The organism is Microbacterium forte (genome assembly GCF_031885415.1).
GTDB classification, from domain to species: domain Bacteria; phylum Actinomycetota; class Actinomycetes; order Actinomycetales; family Microbacteriaceae; genus Microbacterium; species Microbacterium forte.
Window position 1 is genome coordinate 1,482,466 of record NZ_CP116871.1, and the last position, 20,097, is coordinate 1,502,562.

Consider the following 20,097-nt stretch of genomic DNA (forward strand, 5'->3'; position numbering starts at 1 on the left):
ACTGGCCGGAATGGATGCCGACCGCCTGATCGCCTGGGACGAGGAACTGCGCCGGGCCCACACCCGACTCCGAGCGGCCCTGGAGGCGACGCGAGCGGCTCTCGACGAGGGCGACGACCGCCCGGATGCCGCCTCCGATCTCGCCCTCTTCTGCATCGGCTTCTGCTCCGCGCTCGACGGCCACCATCTGAGCGAGGACCGCGCCCTGTTCCCGGCCCTGCGTGCGGAGCACCCCGAACTCGGCGACGTGATCGACAAGCTCATGCAGGATCACTCGATGCTCGCGCACCTGCTCGGCGCACTGCGAACCGCCGTCGAGGACGGCGAGAGGGCCGAGACGATCGAACGACACCTCGGCGGTGTCGCCGCGATCATGGAGTCGCACTTCCGATTCGAGGAGCGCGAGATACTGGCCCCGCTGCGCGCACTGCATCTCGATCGCGCGGTGCCGGACGTGCTCGGCCCGCTCTGAGCACGCCGCTCAGTCTCGGAAGAACCCGACACCGAGATCCGGATGGTCGACGAACACCCCGTCGACCCCGGTGCGCGCGATCGCGCCCCACTCGGCCTCGTAGTCGCCGTAGGCGCTCTTGCCTCCGGCACCGCGGTACTCCGCCGAGAGGAAAGCGTTCTCGGGGCGGCACGTCCACGTGAAGACCGTGAGCCCTCGGGCATGGGCATCGGCGACGATCGAGTTGCCGGCGGCGAGCAGCATCCGCTTGTTCACGCTGATGCCGTCGACCTGACCGACCAGTCCGTCGAGCCCCTTCGGGGTGACCGTGGCCTTGTAGGTCAGCGCGTGCTTGCCCTGCGCGACCAGAAGGTCGTAGGGGCGCCCGGAGGCCTCGATCAGGTAGATGTACGAGGCGGCGATGCCCCGCGCTCTGAGGTCGCCGAGAATCGTCGACTCGAAGCACTCGATGATCAGAGGAAGCTCGTCGCTCGCCCATCCGGCAGCACGCAGGTCGCGCTCGATCAGCGGCGCGAGGTCGAGGCCGATCCCCGCGAAGTACGTGGCGTGCTTGACCTCGAGCACGACGCCGATCTCGCGCCCGTGCTCGACCGACCCGGCGCGCACGATGTCGAGCACATCGGTGAGCCGCAGAATGGCCTGCGAGCCGTTGAAGGTCGCGCTCGACAGCCGCACCTCTGGCAGTCGTTCGCGGCTGCGCAGCGTCGAGAGCTCCTCCCATGTGAAGTCCTCGGTGAACCAGCCGGTCAACGCCTGACCGTCGACGCGCTTGGTCGTCTTGCGGTCGGCGAACTCGGGGCGCTCCGCGATGTCGGTGGTCCCCGAGATCTCGTTCTCATGCCGCACCACGAGCACGCCGTCCTTGGTGGCGACGACGTCGGGTTCGACCGCATCCACCCCCATCGCGAGGGCGAGCTCGTAGGAGGAGCGACTGTGTTCCGGACGGTAGCCGGGCGCACCGCGGTGCCCGATCACGAGAGGCGATTTCCTGGGCACGCTCTCAGCGTAGGACACCCTGATGACCCGGCATTCCGGGTATCGTGGAGGAAAGCGACCTACAACCCACTTTGGAGTGAGGCCCACATGAGCAACTTCGCCTTCAACAACCCGGCGTTCCAGCAGCAGGATCCGCGCAACGTCGCGACCTACCCGGGTGCGCCGCAGGGCGCTCAGGGTGCGCAGGCCGCGTCGCTCCAGCACGGAGCGATGGATGCCGCCGCCAACGCGCAGCTGGAGGGCATGTACGCCGCTCCCCCCGCTGGCGCGATCGAGACCGACCGCATGTCCGTCGAGGACACCGTCTGGAAGACCGCCGGACTCTTCGCCATCCTGCTCGTCACCGCCGCCGTCGGCTGGTTCGTGACGCTCGGCGGCGTCGTCGCTCCTGAGCAGAACCCCTACGACCAGTTCCAGCCGAACATGCTGCCCTGGATCGTCGGCGCGCTCGGCGGCTTCGTCCTCGCCATGGTGATCTCGTTCACGTCCCGCAAGAAGGTCCGCCCCGCGCTGATCTTCGCCTACGCGGCGTTCGAGGGCCTCTTCATCGGTGGCATCTCGGCGTTCTTCGAGGTCATCTGGCCCGGCATCGTCGTCCAGGCGACGCTCGCCACCGTCTCGGTCGTCGGCGTGACGCTGGCGCTCTTCGCGAGCGGCAAGATCCGCGCGTCGAAGAAGGCCACCAAGATCTTCATGATCGCCATGGTCGGCTACCTGGTCTTCTCGCTGCTCAACCTCGTCCTGATGTGGACGGGCGTGCTGCCCCAGGGCCAGGCCTTCGGTCTCTACAGCGCTGAGATCATGGGCATCCCGCTCGGCCTGATCATCGGCGTCCTGGTCGTCATCATGGCCGCCTACTCGCTGGTGCTCGACTTCGACCAGATCCAGCAGGGCGTGCGCAACGGCGCTCCCCGCAAGTACGGCTGGCTCGGTGCCTTCGGCATCATGGTCACGGTCGTCTGGCTCTACGTCGAGATCCTGCGCATGATCGCGATCGTCCGCGGCAGCAACTGACGCGAATCGCTTCGCCGTGAGGCCCGTCTCCCCCTGGGAGGCGGGCCTTATTGCATATCCGGGGGCCGCAGCGCAAGGGGTTGGCTGATAATCAGCTGGGAGGGCACTATGGGTAACACGAGCCCTGGCACCCCGGGGCTCACGAAATAAAGGAGCTGAACATGAGCTTTCTCGGATTCCTTCTTCTCGGCCTCATCGCCGGAGCAATCGCAAAGCTGATCCTGCCCGGAAAGCAGGGCGGCGGATGGCTCATCACGCTGCTGCTCGGCGTCGTCGGCGCCTTCCTCGGCGGCTGGCTCGGAAGCCTGATCCTGAACCGTCCTCTGACCGAGTTCTGGGACCTCGGCACCTGGCTCCTCGCCATCGGCGGCTCGATCATCGTGCTGCTGATCTACGGCCTGGTCGTCAACCGCGGCAGCAAGGCCCGCAGCTGACACACCGAAGTACCGGAACCGCCCTCTTCTCCAGCGTCGCTGGCGAAGGGGGCGGTTCTCTGCGTATGGGGGCTGTGCTCAGCGCCCTTCGGCCTTGGCCCGCAGCAGTGCGCGCTCTCGATCGTTGCCCGCGAGCGACGCTGCCACCGCGAATTCGCTGCGAGCCTCGTCGTCGCGCCCGAGCCGCAGCAGCAGCTCGGCCCGCGTGGCGGGAAGAAGATGGTACCCCGCGAGCGCGCCCGAAGATGCGAGCCGGTCGATGATCTGCAGGGCGGAGGCCGGCCCCGTCGCCATCGCGACGGCCGCCGCACGATTGAGTTCGACCACGGGCGACGGAGCGATGCGGCCGAGCGCCTCATACAGCACCACGATGCGATCCCAGTCGGTCTCGTCTATCGATGCGGCGACCGCATGGCATTCGGCGATGGCGGCCTGAAGTCCGTACGGGCCACGACCCGCGCCGAGGGCGTCCGCTGCCCCCAGGGCGGCACGCCCGCGGACGATGCGGCCGCGATCCCAGCGACGACGGTCCTGATCGGCGAGAAGCACGGGATCGCCGTGCGCGTCCACCCGGGCAGGGAAGCGTGCGGCGGTCAGCTCCATGAGGGCGACGAGGCTGTGCGCGTCCCGCTCCCGCGGCATCAGAGCCGCCACCACGCGTGCGAGTCGGATCGCCTCCAGACTCAGCTCAGGGCGCATCCAGTCGGGCCCGCTGCTGGCCGCATGACCCTCGTTGAAGATCAGATACAGCACGCCCAGGATCGCTCCCAGTCGTGCCGTGTGCTCTTCGCGAGGCGGCATCTCGAAAGGGACGTTCGCCGCCGCGAGGGTCTTCTTGGCCCGCACGATGCGCTGCTGCACGGTCGCCGTCGGCACGAGGAAGGCCCGGGCGATCTCCTCGCTCGACAGACCGCCCACGACGCGCAGGGTCAACGCCACCTGAGCTTCGCGCGAGAGCACCGGGTGGCACGAGATGAAGATCAGCCGGAGCACGTCGTCGTCGACGGCATCCGGGTCCCAAGGGGGCGCGTCCGCCGCCTCGGCCTGCTCCCGCTCGAGGTCGTGGGCGAGCACGGCCATGCGGTCGTCCAGCCGTTCGCGGCGGCGCCAGCCATCGATCGCCTTGCGCTTCGCGACCGCCGTGAGCCAGGCCGCCCCGTTGCGAGGCACACCGTCGACGGGCCACTGCTGCAGAGCATCCAGCAGGGCTTCCTGCGCGAGGTCCTCTGCAAGGCCGAAGTCGCCCACCACGCGCGTGAGCGTCGCGACGATCTTCGCCGATTCGATGCGCCACACGGCGGCGACGGCTCGCCGCGCACCCTCATCAAGTGCGGAGCGAGCCGTCTCGCGGTGCGGTGTGTCGGTCATCTCACTGCTGTGCGCGACGCGCCTCTTCCTCTTCGCGCCAGCCCTTCTCCTTCTCGATCCACTCGTTGTCGGCCGGGAAGTCCGACTCATCGGTCACGCGTCGCACCTCGAGGAACGACCCGGGTCCGAGCGGCGCCCTGCTCGCCCACTCCGCCGCCTCTTCACGACTCGAGACCTCGAGGATCCAGAAGCCGTTGAACAGCTCCTTCGTCTCTCCGTAGGGCCCGTCGGTGATCAGCGGCGTCTCGGCGCTGAAGTCGACGACGAATCCCTCAGCGGCGTCGCTCAGGCCCTCGCCTGCAGCCAGCACGCCGGCCTTGATCATCGACTCGTTGTACTTGCCCATGGCCTCGATGACCTGCTCGAACGGCATCTCCTTGTACGCCTCGACCGCTTCGTCGTTCGAGCGCATGATCAGCATGTACTTCATGGTGTTCTCCTTGGTGGTGGGGCCGCCTGTCGACCCTCTCAGTGAAGACGTCGAACGGGGATGCCTCAGATCGACATCGTGCCGAAAGAACTTCGAGAGTCTCTCGAGGCCGATCAGCCGAGTTCCTCGACCGCCACGCGGATCGCGTCGGCCGAGGCCTGCAGAAGGGCTTCCTCGTGGTCGCTCATCGGTGTCTCCGCGAGCGGAACCGCGCCCGCCGCGCCCACGACCGACGGCACCGACAGAGCCACTCCGTGGATGCCGTACTCGCCGTCGAGCACCGTCGCGACCGGAAGAACGGCACGCTCGTCGTGCAGCACGGCCTCGGCGATCCGGGCGCAGCTGACGCCGATCGCGAGGTTCGTCGCGCCCTTACCGCGGATGACGGCATACGCCGCGTCGCGCACCTCGATCGCGATACGGTCGAGCTCCTCGGTGGTGAACGGCTCGTCGGCAGGCCAGTCCAGGATCGGCACCGACCCGATCGTCGCGTTCGACCACAGCGGGAACTCGGTGTCGCCGTGCTCCCCCACGATGTCGGCGTGCACGCTCGCGGTGCTCACGTTCGCGCGATGCGCGAGACGCCAGCGCAGACGCGAGGTGTCGAGCACCGTGCCCGAGCCGAACACCCGGTGGGGCTCAAGCCCCGAGACGCGCTGCGCCACGACCGTCATCACGTCGGCGGGGTTCGTGACGATGATGAACACCGCGTCCGGAGCGCGCTCGACCAGCTGCGGCATCAGCGTCTCGAGCAGTCGCGCGTTGATGCCCGAGAGCTCCATGCGGGTCTGCCCGGGCTGCTGCTTCGCCCCCGCCGTCACCACAATCACGTCGCTGCCCTCGACGACGGCGAGATCAGAACCGCCGCTCACCGCCGCCGACGTGAACTGCGTGCCGTGCGCCAGGTCGAGCACCTCGGCGTCGACCTTGTCCGTCGCGATGTCGTAGAGCGCGACTTCGGCCGCACTCCCCCGGATCAACGCGGCATAGGCCACGCTCACCCCCACGCTGCCTGCACCGATAACCGTGATCTTCGTCCGTGCCTTGGTCATACGCTCATCCTGCCCGAAATACCGCGAACGGGCACGGACCGCGATGGTCCGTGCCCGTTCATGGTCATGCGAGCAACGAGCTCACTCCCACTCGATGGTTCCCGGCGGCTTCGACGTCACGTCGAGCACGACGCGGTTGACGTCGCGGACGCCGTTGGTGATGCGGTTCGAGATCTTCGACAACACGTCGTAGGGCAGACGCGTCCAGTCGGCCGTCATGGCGTCTTCGCTCGACACCGGGCGCAGCACGATCGGGTGGCCATAGGTGCGGCCGTCGCCCTGCACGCCCACCGAGCGCACATCGGCGAGCAGCACGACGGGGCACTGCCAGATGTCTTGGTCGAGGCCGGCCTTGGTGAGCTCCTCACGCGCGATCGCGTCGGCTTCGCGAAGGATCTCGAGGCGGTCCTGTGTGACCTCGCCGATGATGCGGATGCCCAGGCCGGGTCCGGGGAACGGCTGACGGCCGACGATCGCCTCGGGGATGCCGAGCTCGCGGCCGATCGCGCGCACCTCGTCCTTGAACAGGGCCCGCAGCGGCTCGATGAGCTCGAAGTCGAGGTCGTCGGGGAGCCCGCCGACGTTGTGGTGCGACTTGATGTTGGCCGTGCCCGCACCGCCACCCGACTCGACGACGTCGGGGTACAGCGTGCCCTGCACGAGGAACTTGACCGGGGCGCCGCCCGAGGCCTTCGCCTCGGCGACGAGGTCGAGCTGCACCTTCTCGAAGGCGCGGATGAACTCGCGACCGATGACCTTGCGCTTCTCCTCGGGGTCGGTGACGCCCGCGAGGTGACCGAGGAAGACATCTGCCGCATCGACCGTGATCAGACGCACGCCAGTGGACTCGACGTAATCCTTCTCGACCTGCTCGCGCTCGCCCTTGCGCAGGAGGCCGTGGTCGACGAAGACCGCGGTCAGCTGGTCGCCGATCGCCTTGTGCACGAGGGCGGTCGAGACCGCCGAGTCGACGCCGCCGGAGAGCGCTGAGATGACGCGGGCGTCGCCCACCTGCTCGCGGATGCGCTCGACCTGCTCGGCGATCACGTTGCCGCTGTTCCAGTCGGATGCGAGACCCGCGCCCTTGTGCAGGAAGTTCTCGATCACGCGCTGGCCGTGGTCGGAGTGCTTGACCTCGGGGTGCCACTGCACGCCGTAGAAGCCGCGCTCCTCGTTCGCGAATGCCGCGACCTTGGTCGCATCGGTCGTGGCGAGCACGTCGAAGCCCTCCGGTGCCTTGGCGACCTGGTCGCCGTGGCTCATCCACACGTTCTGCTCGGCCGGCTGGCCGCCGAGCAGCGTGCCGCCGTCACCCGAGACGACGGCATCCGTCGCTCCGTACTCGCGGAGGCCGGTGTTCGCGACCTCGCCGCCGAGGGTCTGCGCCATGTACTGGAAGCCGTAGCAGATGCCGAGCGTGGGCACGCCGAGCTCGAAGACCGCGGGGTCGAGGCGCGGAGCGCCCTCCTCGTAGACCGACGACGGACCACCCGAGAGGATGATCGCGACCGGGTTCTTCTCAGCGATCTCGGCGGCCGTGGCGGTGTGCGGCACGATCTCGCTGTAGACGCCGGCCTCACGCACCCGACGGGCGATCAGCTGCGCGTACTGCGCGCCGAAGTCGACGACGAGCGTGGGGCGCTGCTGGGTCTCGGACTGTTCGGTCACCGGACACCTTCCGTGGCAGGGGCGGGGGCCGAGGCGGCCTCCCTCGAAGCGAGGTAGGCCTTGACGTCGCGGGCGACGATGGCCTCCATGAAGAACGACAGCAGCGGGATCACGCCGCCGAGCGCGAGCAGGATGAAGCGCAGGAACGGCCAGCGCATGAGGCTCCACATCCGGAAGCACGCGAAGAGGTAGACGACATAGAACCAGCCGTGCGCGACGAGGATCGAGAGCGAGATGTTGAGTCCGTCGCCGGTCGATTCGAGGCCCTCGGGCCCCTCGACCACGGGTGCGAACCACAGCAGACCGCCGGATCCCCCTGCGAAGAGCTCGAGTCGGATCGGCGTGTACTTCAGCACCATCTCGGCGACCAGCAGGAGCAGCATGACTCCGGTGATGATCGACGCGATCTGGTAGAACTTCAGCGCACCACGGATCGCCGGAAAGCTGGCGACTTTCGGTTCGGGCATGACTCCAGTCTACCCGGGCGGAATCCGCGTCGATTCCGGCCTCAGGGCGTCGGTGGGCGCGCCACGAGCAGCTCGCCGACTCCGGTCGCGTCGAGTGCTCCGGCCGCGTGCGGAACGACGAGAGTGGCCCCCGTACGGTGCTCGACGCCTCCGATCACGACGTCGCCCGCGCTCACGATCAGGACCGAGAAGCCCTGGTCGATGACGGTCGGGCCGTCGACGGGGACACGCTCGAGACGGAAGTACTCGTCGGCGGGGTGAGGGAAGACCGAGTCGGATGCCGGAGCGGGGCCGATGAGCTCTCCGAGGTCGCTGCGCGACCGCCCCCTGCGGTTCACCGCGGCGAGCGCGACCTCGAAGCCGAGTCCGAGGTGACCGACCGCGGCTCCGTCGATCGCGTAGTCGTGCCACTCGAGGAGGATCGAGAGATCCTCGGGCTGCTGCAGTTCGAGCAGCAGGATGCCGGCGCCGATGGCGTGCAGCTCACCCGGGGGCACCCAGACGACGTCGCCGGGGTGGACGTCCACCGCGTGGAGCAGGTCGAGCAGCGCCGCCGAGTCCTGCCGATCGACGAGGTCCGCCAGCACGTCGGCCGCGACGTCGTCTCGCAGTCCGACGTGCACAGTGCCGCCCTGCAGGATGTACCAGGCCTCCGCCTTGCCGTGTGCGGTACCGAGGTGCGTCGCCGCGAAGTCGTCGTGCGGGTGCGCGTGAACCGGCAGGCGTTGCCCCGCGTCGAGGAGCTTGACCAGCAGGCGCGTGTCGGCGCCCCATCGTGCGACGTGGCGCTCACCCAGCCACGCGATCGGGTCGTCGGCGACCGCCTCTCGCAGCAGCCGTCCGTCGGGGAGTCTGGTGAGTCCGACGAGCGCCTCGCCGTTGACGGTGGTCGTCGACGCGATCCAGTCCTCGGGTTCGCGAGGTGCGGAGGCCCGCTCTCCCCGGAAGCCGCTGACGCGCGCTCCCCCGCGGTAGAAGCGCTCAGCCGGTCGGTTCGACGGCAGCAGGATCGGATTCACTCGGTCTCCCTCGATCGCACGGCTCCGGCGAGGAATCCCCCGACGAACGTGTCTCCGAGGCCGACCGTGGTCGGCGATGCGACATCGAGCGAGAACGCCGCGACGCCCACGGCATCGGGCAGCGCATCCTCGACGGCGGCGACGAGCGCCTGCCCTCCCCCGTGGCGGGGCAGGGCTGAGGTCTCCTCGACGTCGCGCTCGGTCAGCCGGTCGCCGATGCGGTAACGCGTGGCGGCGACACGCACGGCGCTGTCGAGCGCGGCACGGTGCCGACCGGCATCCGGCCCTGTGGCGATCGCCCAGTAGCGTGTGTGCACGACCAGGGCGCGCGCGGGGATGATCATCTGCGCTTCGTGGAGGGCGCGGATGACGTCGGACTGGTCGAGCAGATTCACCGACCGGCCGACGTACTCCTGCAGCTCGTCTTCGTTCATGCCGTAGACGTCGATCTGCGGTAGCAGGCGAGCCCGGACCGTCTCGGCGAAGCTCCGAGTGTAGAAGCCCGCGTCTTCGTAGTAGACGAGGGAGTCATCGGGCAGGCTCTGCATCGCCGTTCGCACCTCGGCGAGCCGGAACTCGAGCAGATCATGATCCTGCATCGTGTTGAACCCCGAGACGAGGAACACCCCCGCACCCGCGAGGGCGTCGGCGAGGTCGGGCGCCAGCAGCATGCGCCGATTCGGCGGGTCGTTCGCGAAGATCAGGCGGTTGGGTGCGGGCGACAGGACGTCGCCGTCTGTGAGCCGCACATGCGCGCCGACCGGGTACTGCACGATGAGGTGCGGATCGAGGGTGTCCTCCGTCGCCGAGCAGATGTACGACATCGACTCCGGAAGCAGCCGGCGCACGTTGTCGTCGATGCTCACCAGGTGCTGCACGCTCGGGATGCCGAGGGCATCGAGCACGAGACCGGCTCGCACCCCGGTGCCTCCGAGCGTGATCGTGTGCGCGAAGTGCGACACGAACGCCTCGATCACCTCGGACGAGGCGACGAACCGCTCCGCCCCGGTTCCCGAGGCGACGAACGCGAGCACCGCCACCAGCAGCGAGCGTTCGTCGATGATCGGCGCCGTGGTCGTCAGTTCATGCCGGCGCACACCGTGCGCGTGCGCCAGCCTGTCGAACACCGACGAATCCCACGTGAGCTCGTAGTCGACTGTCCCGCCGAGTCCGAGTACGAGCGTTCTGTCCACGTCGCCGATCATCCTTCCGAGGTCCGAGGTTCAGTACAGCGACGCCTTGCCGTCTGCGCCGAACAGGTCGATCTTCTCAGCAGCCGTGGCCTTCATGGCCTCGAGGGCCGCCGGCTGGATCGCGTTGGGTTCGCGCAGACGCTGATCGGTGCCGAGGATCTCGCGCATGCGGTTGTGGTACGAGACCTTGATGTCGCTCGAGATGTTGATCTTGTTGACGCCCAGCTCGACGGCGCGGCGGAGCTCGGCATCCGGGTTCGAGGAACCGCCGTGCAGCACCAGGGGGATGCCGACCGCGGCCTTGATCTCCTCGAGCAGATCGTGACGCAGCTCGGGGTTCTTGTCGCTCGGGTAGAGACCGTGCGAGGTGCCGATCGCGATGGCGAGGCTGTCGACGCCGGTCTCCTCGACGAAACGCACCGCGTCTTCCGGGTTCGTGTAGATGATCTCCGCGGCACCCGACTCGCCGTAGCTGTCGTTGGCGCCGATCGTGCCGAGCTCGCCTTCGACCTGGATCCCCACGGCATGAGCCGCATCGACGACCTTGCGGGTCAGCGCCACGTTCTCGTCGAACGGCAGCAGCGAGGCGTCGATCATGACCGAGGTGAAGCCGGCCTTGATCGCGGTGATGATCTGCTCGTAGCTGCCGCCGTGGTCCCAGTGGATCGCGACGGGCACGCTCGAGCGGTGCGCACGGGAGTGCATCGCCGCGATCAGATCGGTGGTGATGTGAGACACCTCGTCGGGGTGGATCGCGATGATGACCGGGGCGGCCTTCTGCTCGCTGATGTCCATGACCCCGTTGAACATCGCCCAGTCGCTGATGTTGAACGCCGGGATGGCGAAGTTGTTCTCGTTGGCGACATCGAGGATGGATTTGCCGGTGTAGAGCACGTGTTTTCTCCTGTTTCGTGGTGGTCGGTTGTCCGTCGGCGCGACGTCAGCTCTTCACTGACCCCGCCGTGAGACCGCTGATGAAGTACCGCTGGAAGATGAGGAAGAGGATCAGCACGGGGATGGACCCGAGCACGCTCATCGCCATGATCTGGTTCCACTCGTATGAGTGCTGGCCCATGAGCAGCTGGATGCCGATGGGAACCGTGCGCATGTCGATGGTGCGGGTCAGCGTCAGCGCGAACAGGTACTCGTTCCACGCGATCATGAACGTGTAGATCCCGACTGAGACGATGCCGGGAACCGAGATCGGCACCAGGATCCGCCAGAGGGCGGTCATGGACCCGGCGCCGTCGACACGGACGGCCTCGTCGAGCTCCTTCGGCAGGGTGTTGAAGTAGCCGGTCATCATGATGATCGCGTAGGGCAGCGTGAACACCATGTAGGTGAGGATCAGGCCGAGGTACGAGTTGTACAGCCCGAGCGCAACCATGAGTCCGAAGTACGGGATCAACAGCGTGATCGGAGGCACGGCCTGCACGCTGACGATCACCACGTTCAGGATGCGCTTGCCTCGGAACTCGAACCGGCTGAACGCGTAGGCCGCCTGGATCGCCACCAGCAGGGTGAGGATCGTAACCGACCCCGCCACGATGTAGCTGTTCAGGAAGAACCGCATGGTCTCGGGGTTCGTGAAGATCGCGATGTAGGCGTCGAACGAGAACGTGTCGGTGATCAGCCGCGGGGGAAGCTCGAAGATCTGCGTGTTCGATTTGAACGAGCTCGACAGCATCCACAGCACGGGACCGGCGGCGAAGACCGCGCCGATGATGAGACCGATGGTCAGGCCCGTCTTGGCGACACGGCGCTGGGCGAGGGCGGTGAGAGCCATGATCAGTCCCTCGCTTTCTGGTGACGGACGTAGAACACGGCGAGCACCATCGACATCAGCAGGACCAGGACCGCGGAGGTCGCCGCGAGCGAGAAGTCGTATTTGGCGAAGGCGAGCTTGTAGGTGAAGGTGCTGAGCACCTCTGTGACATCGATCGGTCCGCCACCCGTGGTCATCCATATGAGGGCGAACTGCTGCGAGGTCCAGATCAGGTCGAGCAGCACCAGGCTGATGATGATGGGACGCAGCTGCGGGATGGTGACGTTCCAGAACCGCTGCACGCTGTTCGCGCCGTCGACGGTCGCAGCCTCGTGCAGTTCGGCCGGAACTCCCTGGAGGCCCGCGAGCAGGCTCACCATGAAGAACGGGTAGCCGGCCCAGATGTTGATGAAGATGATGGTGCCCAGCGCGAGCTGCGGAGAGGCGAGCCACTCGATGTCGGTGTTGAGCAGGAAGTTGACCACGCCGTTCGGGGCGAGGAGCATGCGCCAGAGCACGGCGATCACCGCGACGGTGAAGAGCCACGGCAAGACGTAGAGAGCCCGGAAGAGCGAACGTGAGAACCGACCGAGCAGGGGGCTGTTGAGCATCATCGCGAACGCGAGACCCAGCACGAGGTGCGCTGCGACGCTCGCCACCGTGAAGAGGATGGTGTTGCCCGTCGCCTTCCAGAAACCGGGATCCGAGAGGATCTCGACATAGTTCTGGATTCCGACGAACTCCGGCGACTTGTTCAGGATCACGTTGTCCTGGAACGAGTACCCGATCACCATCACGATCGGGATGATCATCAGCACGAACAGCAGGATGATCGTCGGCGAGAGGAATCCGTACGACTCCGTGGTCTTGCGCAGCTGTCGGCGTCGCCGCGACAGCGCGACCCCTGTGACGATCACCTCGGTGTCGTCTGACATCTTCAGGCTCATGGGAACCGGTGCTCCTTGGTTGGTCGGGTGCCGCACCGGACTCGTCGCGATGCGGCACCCCGTTCAGGTGGGGAGGCGGAGGATCAGAACTCCGCTTCCCAGGCCCCTTGCGCGGTCTTGAGCGCGTCGTCGATCGACTGCTGCCCGTCGAAGGCCGACTGCAGCTGCTCACCGAGCAGACGCATCAGCTCTTCGGCGACGGGGAGTCCGGTGAACTCGTTCGCCGGGTAGCCCGCCTGGTAGATGTCGAACGCCTGCTTGAACAGCTCGTCGTCGTTCACGAAGTCGGGGACCGACTTCGAGTTGCCGGGGAAGGCCTTCGCCATCGTCGAGAGCTCGGAGTTGGTCTGCTCGCTCATGAGGAACTCGACCAGCTTGAACGCGGCGTCCTTGTGCTCCGAGTTCTCGGCCACGCCGATCCCCCAGGATGCATACGGGATGCCCCGCTCGCCGTCGTATCCGTCTTCAGCCGGAAGCGCCGAGATCGAGAACTGCAGATCGGGGTTGGTCTCGCGGATCAGGTTGATGTGCGCCAGCGAGTCGATCATCATGCCGACGCGGCCGTTCGTGAACTCCTCGACCTTGTCCTGCTCCTTCATCGTGAAGGAGCCCGAGGCGATCGAGCCGTCGTCCCACATGCCGCCGATGAAATCGACCGCCGAGGTCACGTCGTCGTTCGTCAGATCGGGCTGGCCGTCCTTGAGCATCGAGCCGCCAGAGGCCCAGACCCACGACATGACGTCGTTCTGCACGCCGTTCGGAGCCTCCAACGAGAGGGGGAGGACCCAACCCGAGACGTCGCCACCGAGGGCCGAGACCTTCGAGGCTGCGTCCGCGAACTCCGTACGGGTGGTGGGTGGAGCAGTGACGCCCGCGTCGGCGAGCAGGGTGTCGTTCGTGAACATCGGGTAGACGAAGTTCACGACGGGGATCATGTAGGTGCTGCCGTCGACCTGGATCTGACTCGCCAGCTCGCTGTCGTCGTAGTCGTTCTCCTCCATGAGGGCGGTCAGGTCGGCGATGACGCCCTGCGACGCGAAGTCGTTGACCCATGCGCCGTCGAGGCCGACGACGTCGGGCATGGTGCCGGATGCCGCGCCGGCGAAGAGCTGCTCCTTGGTCGATGCGTACGGTCCGCTCACGAGCTCGACCGTGATACCGGGGTTCGCGTCTTCGAACTCGTCGATGAGCGCTCGGAACTCGCCGTCGGGGAGCTCCGGCTCCCACCACTGCGCGAATTCGATCGTGACGTCTCCGCCCCCGCCGTCGGTTCCGCTGTCGCCTGCCGCGCACCCAGCCACGGCCAGGACTGTCACGGCTGCTGTCGCGGCGCCGGCGAGCTTGAGAATGCGGCGCCCTCGTCCCACTGTGATCATCACTTCTCCTCTTCGAGATCGTGCCGCACACGCGCTTCGATGCTTGTTCATGCGGTTTTGAGCAATGTTATGCGTTCATTTGCCGGAACGTCAAGCATTTCTTTGCACTATTCGGTGGATGTAATCACAGATTCGTTCCCGTATCGCCGTCACGGCGCGGGCTGCGGACACGATCCGCGCCGCAGCGAATCTGCAGTTTTCTGCTGAACTCTGCCGAATTTCTCGCTCGTATGTGCTAGAGATGGGTGCATGGAAGCAACCGCACCGTCGCCCAAGCGCCGCCTTCCGGCGGGTCGGAAGGCGGATCTCGCCTCGTATGTAGAGCAGGTGGGAGAGGTGACCGTCGGCGGCCTCGCCGAGCATTTCCACGTCTCCATCGACACGATTCGCCGCGATCTCGACCAGCTCGACCGTGAAGGCGTCGTCATCCGCACACACGGAGGAGCTGTCAGCGCGGAGGGGCAGCTGAAAGACCGGGCGCTCGACGTCCGCCTGCGGATGCAGACCGAGGAGAAGGAGACGATCGCGCGCCTCGCCGCGGGACTCATCGACGATGGAGCAGTCGTGATGCTCAACGCCGGCACGACCACCCTGGCCCTCGCCCGGGCGCTCCGCAACCATCGGGATCTCACGATCGCGACGAACAACCTGCGGATCCCCGCCGAGATCTCCCCTTCCGCCTTCCGCGACCTCTACGTGTTCGGCGGCGCTGTGCGAGCGATCACCCAGGCCACCACCGGACCCGTCACGTTCATGATGACCCCGGGGGGACCCGAGGTGGACATCCGTTGCGATCTGGCACTGATCGCCGTCGGCGCCATCGACGAGGCCGGCTTCTCGACGTCGAACATGGGCGACGCGAACATGATGGCCGAGATGATCCAGCGCGCCGATCGCACCGCGATCCTCGCGGACTCGTCGAAGTTCGGGCGGCGACTGTTCGCCCAGGTGACGACTCTGGACCGCGCGGACTACCTGGTGACGGACACTCCCCCGGAATCGGCGTTCGCGACCGCCCTCGCTCAGGCCGAGGTCGAGGTCATCTCCGCCTGAACGGCAACCTCGCCCACGCACGACGAAGGCCGCCGGGATCGCTCCCGACGGCCTTCTTGTGTGTCAGGCGGGCATGCCGCCTGTCGAGGTCAGAACCAGCCGTTGATGAGATCCCACAGCCAGTCGATGATGCCACCGATGATGCCGCCCGCACGGTTGACGGTGACCGTGGCTGTCGCCTCGTCGCCGTCCGCCTGCGACACGGCGACCGTGTACTTGCCGGGCTGAGTGCTCTTCGGCACTGTCACGGACGTCGAGAAGGTGCCATCGGCCCTGACCTGGACGGTGCCGACCTCGACGGCCGAGCCCTTCTTCGGTCGCAGCTCGACGGTCACGGTCTCGCCGGGCTCGTAGCCCTCACCGGTGATCTTCAGCTTCTTGCCGGCGGCCACCTTCGAGGATCCGAGGTCGATGGAGCCGGCGAACTCGACCGGCTCCTCACCCGCGATCGTGAACGGCACCTGCACGGTCGTCCCCGTACCTGCGACGGCCACGGTGAGCAGCTGCTCTCCGAAGACGCCCGAGGGAACCGCGAAGCTGAGCGACGCGCGCCCCACCTCGTCGGTCGTGTCGACGATGGTCGGGTCGACTGCACCCGAGGCGAGCTGAGTGCCGCCGAGCGACAGAGTCACCTCACCCGGCGCCTGCTCCCCCGCGCTGAACGCCAGCGACGAGAGTGCGACGGTCACCTGGTCGCCGGCGCTGTAGCCGTCGGCATCCGGCGCGCTGACCGAGACACCCACCGCACGCTGCGCGAGGTCGGGCGTCGCCGTCTTGTTCGCGTCGAACCAGTCGACCATCGACTGCAGATCGATCTTGCCGGTGTCGCGCTTGCCCGTCCCCTCCTTGAAGGTGAAGAAGTTGTCTCCACCCGCGGCGAGGAACGAGTTGGCTGCGACCGTGTAGTTCGCCGCCGGGTCGATCGCGGTTCCGTTGAGGGTGATCGACGTGACGCGCGAGCCCTGGGCCGCGGCCGGGTCGTACGTGTAGACGAGCCCCTCCGAGACGCCGAGCTTGAGGAACGGACGGGCCGACCCTGCGGGCTGCCACTGCTCCTCGAGCACGCCCTTCAGCTGCACACCGGTGAGCGTCAACGTCACCAGCGTGTTGGCGAACGGCTGCACCGTCGCCGCCTCGCGGTAGGTGACGTTGCCATTCGGGTCGCTCGCATTCGACGACGCGTATGTCAGGTTCGCACGGATGCCACCCGGGTTCATCAGCGCGATGTCCGCACCGGTGGACCACTTCTGCACGTCGGCGACGAAGTTGCCGATGGTGGACTCGCCACCGCGGTTCTCCGAGCCGTTCGTCTGGCGAGCCCGGTTGAAGTCGGCCGTGATGTCTCCGACCTTCACCGCACCGAGCACATCCGCCTCGGCCTTCGCCTTCGCCACGATGTCGGCGACCTCCGGAACCGCTGGGTAGAGCGGCTGGCCGGCGGCGGTGAGGGGCTTGATCTCGTTCGTGATCGAGATCAGGTCCTTCGTCTTCGGGTCGACCTGGAGGTTCATGAGCCCCAGGTTCTCGCCGTACTGGCCGGCCGAGACGACGGGACGACCGTCGATGACGTGGTTGTACGCGAGGTGGGTGTGCGCCGACACGATCGCGTCGACATCCTCATCGACCCCGTAGACGATCTCGCCCAGGGGCGAATCCGGAGTGATGCTCGACAGTTCGACGCTGGACGCGCCCTCGTGGACGAGGAGGATGACGACATCCGCCTCACCGTTGGAGGAATCCCCGTCACGCAGGTCGTCGGCCACGGCGTTCACCGAGTCGACGATGCTGCGCACCTCGAGATCGGCGATGCCCTCGGGGGAGACGAGCGAGTCGAGGTCCTCCGTGACAGCCCCCACGAAACCGACTCGCACGCCGTCGAGTTCCTTGACCCAGGCCGGGGCGAGCGCGGGCTCGCCGGTCTCTGTCACGAACACGTTCGACGAGATGTACTCCCAGTCCGCGCGGTCCTGCACACGGTCGCGCAGGTCCTCCCAGCCCTGGTCGAACTCGTGGTTGCCCGCCGCGCTGACGTCGAGACCTGCAGCGTTGAGCGCGTCGATCGTCGGGTTGTCGTCGTTGATGAACGAGGTGAACGTCGACGCGCCGATCAGGTCGCCGGCTCCGGCGAAGATCGTGTTCGGGTTCTCCTCACGGAACTGCTTGACGGCGCCCGCGACCACTGCGGCACCGGCGGCAGCGCCGTCGGCTTCGATCCGACCGTGGAAGTCGTTGATCGTGACGACGTCGATGCTCACCGGCGGGATCTCCGAGGAGACGCCGACGATGATCGGGTCGTGGTCGCTGGAGCGGAACGGCGTCCCCGCCTCGGTGGCACCGAACGCGTAGCCGCGATCGCTCCACTCCGGAGAGTTGATGCTCCACACCCCCGCGCCCGTGATCGACGCGGCCAGCGACGGCGATGCGAGCACGTGGTCGAGCGAGCCGAGCTCGCCGTCGAACGAGTAGGTGTGCTCGTCGGGTGCCTTCTCGCGCGCGACATCGCTCCAGCCCTCGCTCGTGAAGACCTCGATCGGGTCTTCCTTCGCGTAGGCGTTGAAGTCGCCGATGAGCAGGATGTCGCTGCTTCCTGTGGTCTCCTCGATCTCCGTGGTGAACCCCTTGAGCGAGTTCGCCTGCTTCACGCGGTCGGCGTTGAAGAAGCCCTGTCCGTCTGCGGGCTCTGCGCCCCCGCCCTCGGGCGCCGACTTCGACTTGAAGTGGTTCGCGACCACGGTGACCACACGGCCGTCGATGTCGAAGGCCTGCGCGATCGGCTCGCGGGCGTTGCCCCACACCGTCTCGTCCGTGACAGTGAGGCTCTCGCCCACGGTGCTGACGTCGTCCTTCTTGTAGATGATCGCGCTCGTGATGAAGTCCGTGGTCGCCGAGTCGTTCAGCTCGTCGGGGGTGCGGACGTAGTCCCACTCCTCGCTGCCCAGAGCATCGTTGAGTCCGTCGACCAGATCGGCGAGCGCCTCGTCGAGCGAGCCGCCGAGCTTGATCGAGTTCTCGATCTCCATGAGAGAGACGATCTCTGCGTCCAGCCCGTTGATGGCCGCGACGATCTTGGACTTCTGGATGTCGAACTGGGCCGCGTTCGCCGCGCCCCGAGCGTTCGAGTTCTCGCTCTTGAGCGTCGTGAAGTAGTTGAACACGTTGAACGACGCGACCTGCACGTCGCCGCCCACGGTCGGTGCCGTGTCGGGGCGGGGGTTCGTCGCCTCGAAGCCCGCCTTCAGGTCGGCCGACGACGTGCTGTCGATCGGCACGACCGGCTGCAGACGCCAGTCGTCGAAACCGTACTGGAGCACATATCCGCTGTCGCTGAAGTCGACGGTGTCGCCGTTGCGGACGACGACGTCCTTCGTGAAGTACGGCTGGTCGTTCGGGTGCCCGCTGTTCGAGACCTGGATCGACCATCCGTCGTCGAGCAGGATGCGGTTGGCCCGATTCGCCGCCGCGATCGCGGAGGCCTCGGCGCCGGGACGCACGGTCTCGGTGCTCTTGACGTTCAGGTCGGCTCCGGCGTTCAGCCAGAGCGTGCCGAAGTTGTAGAGCTGGTGGCTGGACGCGAGGCGGTAGGTGCCCGCGGGCGCCACGTACATGTTCTCGTACTGCTCGCGATCGGTGCCGACGGTGACGTCTGGCAGAGGTGTGGCCTCGGGAACACCGGCCGCTGCCTGCACCACCGAGATGCCTGACAGCGCAGTCGGGTTGATCTGGGTCTGGCCGAAGTACTCGCTGACCGAGCCGGTGATCGAGACGAGGTCGCCGATCGCGAGCGTGGGCGCGAGCGCGTTGAGGAAGACGAAGACGCCGTCCGATGCTCCCGGTGTGGCGTCGGTCGCTCCGCCGGATCCCTCGGTCTGGATGACGATGCCCTTGTAGCCGCCCGTCCGGTAGTCGGCCGTGACGACACCCTCGACCGTGACGGTCTGGCCGTTCAGCGGCGAGACGTCGGTCGTGCCCTGCACGTCGGCGATGGACACCTCGGTGGGCTCGGGTTCGGGCTCGGGGTCGGGATCGGGAACCGCGCCGGCGTTCTGCGGCGTGATGGTCGGCGACAGGCTGAAGTCGGCCTTGTTGTCGTCGGTGTCCTTGCCTCCGGTGCGGTTGAGCGACTTCACGTCGGTGTTGCCCGTGGGCGGCGTCGCCGCTGCGGTCTCGAAGGTGTTCGAGGTGCCGTAGCCGAGCACGTCGATGACGCCGTCGACCCCGGTGACCGAGCCGGGGGTCAGCGTGACCGCCGCCGTGCCCTCGACCAGTGCGAGCGTGCCGTTCGTGCCGCTCGGGTTGAGGGTGCTCACGGCATCGGCCGTGGGGAGGGCGGCGCCGTTGGCTCCGTTGCTGCCTGCCTGCACGAGATAGTGGCCCCCGGCGGGGATGACGCCGGTCAGCGGTGCGACTCCGTTGGAGCCTCCCGTTCCCGTCGCCGATCGGTACTGCAGCGAGAGCCCGTCGAGGGTGACGGGCGCGGCCGTGGGGTTGTAGAGCTCGATGAACTTGTTCGTGAACGCCGCACCGGCGCTGCCTCCGGAGAGGTACGCCTCGTTGATCACCACCCCCGTCCCTGAGACGTCTGCGGAGGCTGGCGCGGCGATCAGGGCGCTGGCGCCGAGAGCTGCGACGCAGGTGGCGGCGAGGACGCCGAGACGCCCCCGACTTCTGCGATCTGACCCGGGAACCTGCTGGTTCGCGGCGTCGGGAGCGGACATCATCTGTGTTGTCTCCTCGGGTATGGTCTGGCGACGGCTCTCGTGAAACCGCGTCTGTGCGAGCTCTCAGCCGACGCACATGTGAGCGAGCATACGGACGCCTTCGGACATCCTCAACGGAGTTTTCC

Annotated in this window: 17 protein-coding genes; 4 read left to right on the forward strand and 13 right to left on the reverse strand. The window is 67.1% G+C overall.

All coding sequences use genetic code 11. The features are described from left to right. Positions 1-10 precede the first annotated feature (10 nt). Positions 11-472: a hemerythrin domain-containing protein gene (locus tag OB895_RS07190; protein WP_153302145.1), complete on the forward strand. Its 462-nt coding sequence runs from the start codon at positions 11-13 to the stop codon at positions 470-472. Positions 473-481: 9 nt separating this feature from the next. Here the strand turns inward: OB895_RS07190 and OB895_RS07195 are convergent, their stop codons facing one another. Continuing rightward, positions 482-1,468: a glycerophosphodiester phosphodiesterase family protein gene (locus tag OB895_RS07195; RefSeq protein WP_079113916.1), complete on the reverse strand. Its 987-nt coding sequence runs from the start codon at positions 1,466-1,468 to the stop codon at positions 482-484. An 87-nt stretch (positions 1,469-1,555) separates the two neighbouring features. Here OB895_RS07195 and OB895_RS07200 point away from each other — a divergent pair, with 87 nt between their 5' ends. Both OB895_RS07200 and OB895_RS07205 read left to right on the forward strand, forming a co-directional pair. Further along, entirely contained in the window at positions 1,556-2,482 is a 927-nt protein-coding gene (locus OB895_RS07200) for a Bax inhibitor-1/YccA family protein (protein WP_042539242.1), read from the forward strand. A gap of 161 nt (positions 2,483-2,643) precedes the next feature. Continuing rightward, a complete protein-coding gene (locus tag OB895_RS07205) occupies positions 2,644-2,916 on the forward strand; it encodes a GlsB/YeaQ/YmgE family stress response membrane protein (RefSeq protein WP_042539239.1) in 273 nt (90 codons plus the stop codon). A gap of 78 nt (positions 2,917-2,994) precedes the next feature. On the opposite strand, the gene OB895_RS07210 is transcribed toward OB895_RS07205, so the two are convergent. From OB895_RS07210 to OB895_RS07260, 11 genes are all read right to left on the reverse strand, one after another. Continuing rightward, positions 2,995-4,284: an RNA polymerase sigma factor gene (locus OB895_RS07210; protein WP_311879653.1), complete on the reverse strand. Its 1,290-nt coding sequence runs from the start codon at positions 4,282-4,284 to the stop codon at positions 2,995-2,997. A 1-nt stretch (position 4,285) separates the two neighbouring features. After that, positions 4,286-4,714, reverse strand: coding sequence for a YciI family protein (locus OB895_RS07215; RefSeq protein WP_042539235.1), 429 nt, complete (start codon positions 4,712-4,714; stop codon positions 4,286-4,288). 113 nt (positions 4,715-4,827) lie between these two features. Continuing rightward, positions 4,828-5,766, reverse strand: a complete 939-nt coding sequence (locus OB895_RS07220; RefSeq protein ID WP_042539233.1) for an L-lactate dehydrogenase — start codon at positions 5,764-5,766, stop codon at positions 4,828-4,830. 81 nt (positions 5,767-5,847) lie between these two features. Next, positions 5,848-7,434 carry a glutamine-hydrolyzing GMP synthase gene (gene guaA, locus OB895_RS07225; RefSeq protein ID WP_042539232.1) on the reverse strand — a complete coding sequence of 529 codons (1,587 nt, stop codon included), beginning with the start codon at positions 7,432-7,434 and terminating at the stop codon, positions 5,848-5,850. Next, positions 7,431-7,901: a DUF3817 domain-containing protein gene (locus tag OB895_RS07230; RefSeq protein ID WP_042539231.1), complete on the reverse strand. Its 471-nt coding sequence runs from the start codon at positions 7,899-7,901 to the stop codon at positions 7,431-7,433. Before OB895_RS07230 ends, guaA begins: the two co-directional genes overlap by 4 nt. Positions 7,902-7,942: 41 nt before the next feature. Then, positions 7,943-8,920 (reverse strand): class I mannose-6-phosphate isomerase, encoded by a 978-nt coding sequence (locus tag OB895_RS07235; protein WP_311879659.1) that lies wholly within the window; start codon positions 8,918-8,920, stop codon positions 7,943-7,945. Beyond that, on the reverse strand, positions 8,917-10,113 hold the full coding sequence (locus tag OB895_RS07240; protein ID WP_311879661.1) for an ADP-dependent glucokinase/phosphofructokinase: 1,197 nt from the start codon (positions 10,111-10,113) through the stop codon (positions 8,917-8,919). The genes OB895_RS07235 and OB895_RS07240 overlap by 4 nt, the downstream gene beginning before the upstream one ends. A 30-nt stretch (positions 10,114-10,143) precedes the next feature. Continuing rightward, positions 10,144-11,007 (reverse strand): ketose-bisphosphate aldolase, encoded by an 864-nt coding sequence (locus OB895_RS07245; RefSeq protein WP_042539225.1) that lies wholly within the window; start codon positions 11,005-11,007, stop codon positions 10,144-10,146. 46 nt (positions 11,008-11,053) lie between these two features. Then, positions 11,054-11,899 (reverse strand): carbohydrate ABC transporter permease, encoded by an 846-nt coding sequence (locus OB895_RS07250; RefSeq protein ID WP_042539223.1) that lies wholly within the window; start codon positions 11,897-11,899, stop codon positions 11,054-11,056. 2 nt (positions 11,900-11,901) lie between these two features. Continuing rightward, positions 11,902-12,825 (reverse strand): carbohydrate ABC transporter permease, encoded by a 924-nt coding sequence (locus OB895_RS07255; protein ID WP_042539221.1) that lies wholly within the window; start codon positions 12,823-12,825, stop codon positions 11,902-11,904. Positions 12,826-12,908: 83 nt separating this feature from the next. Continuing rightward, complete coding sequence (locus OB895_RS07260; RefSeq protein ID WP_042539219.1) at positions 12,909-14,201, reverse strand: ABC transporter substrate-binding protein; 1,293 nt, start codon at positions 14,199-14,201, stop codon at positions 12,909-12,911. Between the two features lie 249 nt (positions 14,202-14,450). On the opposite strand from OB895_RS07260, the gene OB895_RS07265 reads away from it, so the two are divergent. After that, positions 14,451-15,254, forward strand: coding sequence for a DeoR/GlpR family DNA-binding transcription regulator (locus tag OB895_RS07265; RefSeq protein WP_042539216.1), 804 nt, complete (start codon positions 14,451-14,453; stop codon positions 15,252-15,254). 89 nt (positions 15,255-15,343) lie between these two features. On the opposite strand, the gene OB895_RS07270 is transcribed toward OB895_RS07265, so the two are convergent. Beyond that, positions 15,344-19,972: an ExeM/NucH family extracellular endonuclease gene (locus OB895_RS07270; protein WP_311879666.1), complete on the reverse strand. Its 4,629-nt coding sequence runs from the start codon at positions 19,970-19,972 to the stop codon at positions 15,344-15,346. Between the last annotated feature and the right edge of the window lie 125 nt (positions 19,973-20,097).

Coding starts and splice junctions, on each gene's coding strand:
- OB895_RS07190 (WP_153302145.1), top strand. CDS start 11: ATGGATGCCGACCGCCTGATCGCCTGGGACGAGGAACTGCGCCGGGCC.
- OB895_RS07250 (WP_042539223.1), bottom strand. CDS start 11,899: ATGGCTCTCACCGCCCTCGCCCAGCGCCGTGTCGCCAAGACGGGCCTG.
- OB895_RS07205 (WP_042539239.1), top strand. CDS start 2,644: ATGAGCTTTCTCGGATTCCTTCTTCTCGGCCTCATCGCCGGAGCAATC.
- OB895_RS07220 (WP_042539233.1), bottom strand. CDS start 5,766: ATGACCAAGGCACGGACGAAGATCACGGTTATCGGTGCAGGCAGCGTG.
- OB895_RS07210 (WP_311879653.1), bottom strand. CDS start 4,284: ATGACCGACACACCGCACCGCGAGACGGCTCGCTCCGCACTTGATGAG.
- OB895_RS07265 (WP_042539216.1), top strand. CDS start 14,451: ATGGAAGCAACCGCACCGTCGCCCAAGCGCCGCCTTCCGGCGGGTCGG.
- OB895_RS07270 (WP_311879666.1), bottom strand. CDS start 19,972: ATGATGTCCGCTCCCGACGCCGCGAACCAGCAGGTTCCCGGGTCAGAT.
- OB895_RS07255 (WP_042539221.1), bottom strand. CDS start 12,825: ATGAGCCTGAAGATGTCAGACGACACCGAGGTGATCGTCACAGGGGTC.
- OB895_RS07215 (WP_042539235.1), bottom strand. CDS start 4,714: ATGAAGTACATGCTGATCATGCGCTCGAACGACGAAGCGGTCGAGGCG.
- OB895_RS07230 (WP_042539231.1), bottom strand. CDS start 7,901: ATGCCCGAACCGAAAGTCGCCAGCTTTCCGGCGATCCGTGGTGCGCTG.
- OB895_RS07260 (WP_042539219.1), bottom strand. CDS start 14,201: ATGATCACAGTGGGACGAGGGCGCCGCATTCTCAAGCTCGCCGGCGCC.
- OB895_RS07200 (WP_042539242.1), top strand. CDS start 1,556: ATGAGCAACTTCGCCTTCAACAACCCGGCGTTCCAGCAGCAGGATCCG.